Annotated in this window: 1 protein-coding gene; it reads left to right on the top strand. The window is 66.8% G+C overall.

Annotated features, from left to right (window positions below; all coding sequences use genetic code 11):
* Window positions 1-234 precede the first annotated feature (234 nt).
* Window positions 235-1,632, top strand: a complete 1,398-nt coding sequence (locus tag K789_RS0110925) for a DUF6421 family protein (protein WP_024366793.1) — start codon at window positions 235-237, stop codon at window positions 1,630-1,632.
* The last annotated feature ends 122 nt before the right edge of the window (window positions 1,633-1,754 follow it).

Raw genomic sequence — 1,754 nt, 5'->3', positions numbered from 1 at the left:
GGGGGTCCTCTGCCGTCCCCGGAGTGCCACGCGGCCGGCGGTCCTGCCTGCGCCGCGGGCTGCTGAGGGGTAAGCCCCGCCGCCACTGGAGCTGGCCCGGGTTGCGCGGCCGACTTGCCCCAGACTTTCTTATGCTCAAGCCAATTTTGCGTTAGGGATTCTGTTTTGCTTGCTAGGCTCGTTTTAGCTACTGACGAGCGACGCTCCCAGCAAATAGAAAGGCGCCTGCTGACGATGACTACCACCGCTATCACCACCACTGCCCCGATCTCGGCCAGCTCCCCGGAGTGGCTGCAGCTCAAGGCTGCCGCCACCGCATTGCAGCAACTCCAGGCCCAGGACGGATCCGTTCCGGAAGCGGCCAACCACGAGGCGGCCGCCGGGTATGTCCGCACGATTTCGGCGGCCATCCAGGCGCTGGCACCGTCCCTTCCGCACGACGCCGACTACCTCGCCCTTCTGGTGACCGACTTCGGCCGCTGGGCCGACGGCGGCTTCGGGGTACCCGACTTCCTGGACTCCCTGCAGGCCTTCCAGCCGCAGCGGCACCGGGTAAACGGGCTGCAGCACCTCGTGGTGTTCCCGATGTACACGCAGAACGGCAGCAGCAACCGCCTCGTCGAGGCCGTGCTGATCGAGGTCATCTGGCCCGAGTTCATCGCCGGCCTGGAGGAGGGCGAATACTCCAACAAGCTTTTCGTCCCGATCCGTTTCCTCGACTTCACCCCGGGATACAACACCAACTCCGCGGTGCTGTTCCCGGAGACCGTCGCCGTCCGCGAAACCCCCACTTTCACGTGGGGCGCCATCTTCGCAGACCGCGAGGCGGCCCGCTTCCGCCGGGTGCTCCGCGCCGCCGCGGACATCACCGCGCTGCAGCTTCCCGACGACGCGGCCGCGCTCCTCGAGGACCAGGAGCTGACCCAGGAAACCTTCGTGATGTGGGACCTCATCCACGACCGCACCCACATGCGCGGCGACCTGCCCTTCGACCCGTTTATGATCAAGCAGCGCATGCCGTTCTTCCTTTACTCCCTCGAGGAACTGCGCTGCGACCTGACCGCCTTCCGGGAATCCGTGAAGATCGAAAAGGACGAGGACGCCGATCCCGAGGCACGCCGGCACGCCAAGCTGGTCCAGTATGCCGTCATCTTCGACCGGATCTTCCGCTTCGCCATCACCGGCAGCCGGGTCCGCAACTACGACGGACTCGGCGGCCAGCTGCTCTTTGCGTGGATGCACCAGCACCACGTCCTGCACTGGACCGACAGCAAACTCAGCATCGACTGGGACCAGGTCGCCGACGTTGTGGTGGAACTCGGCGCCAGGATCGAGGAACTGTACTGGCGCTCGATCGACCGTCCCAAGATGGCGCACTGGCTGGCCGCCTACGAGCTGATTTCCGGCACCGTCACGCCCAACCCGGCCTCCGTGTGGGCCAAGGGTCCGGATGCGCTGCCGCTGGCCGGCCCGCCGCGCGGCCTCACCGACCAGGTGCTCGACGACGAGTTCCCGCTGTCCATGTTCTACGAGGCCCTCGAGAAGAAGATGCGCCCCGTCATCGAATCCACGGCCGGCATCACGGGAACGTCTGATACCGGGGCAGCCACCACTCCCATGAACGCCGGATGAGCGGCGTTCGCTCCCTGAACGTGCTGGTCACGGGCGGCAGCGGCCCTTCGGGGATCGCCGCCGCCCGCGCCCTGCACAACGCCGGGCACACCGTCTTCACCGTCGGCTCGGACGGGCCACGG

Origin of the sequence: Arthrobacter sp. TB 26 (assembly GCF_000427315.1) — a bacterium.
Classification (GTDB): Bacteria; Actinomycetota; Actinomycetes; order Actinomycetales; family Micrococcaceae; genus Arthrobacter.
This window is presented reverse-complemented; position numbering and strand designations above follow the sequence as displayed.

What these genes read in the sequence shown, in the direction of transcription:
- K789_RS0110925 (WP_024366793.1), top strand. Translation starts at nt 235, where the DNA reads ATGACTACCACCGCTATCACCACCACTGCCCCGATCTCGGCCAGCTCC.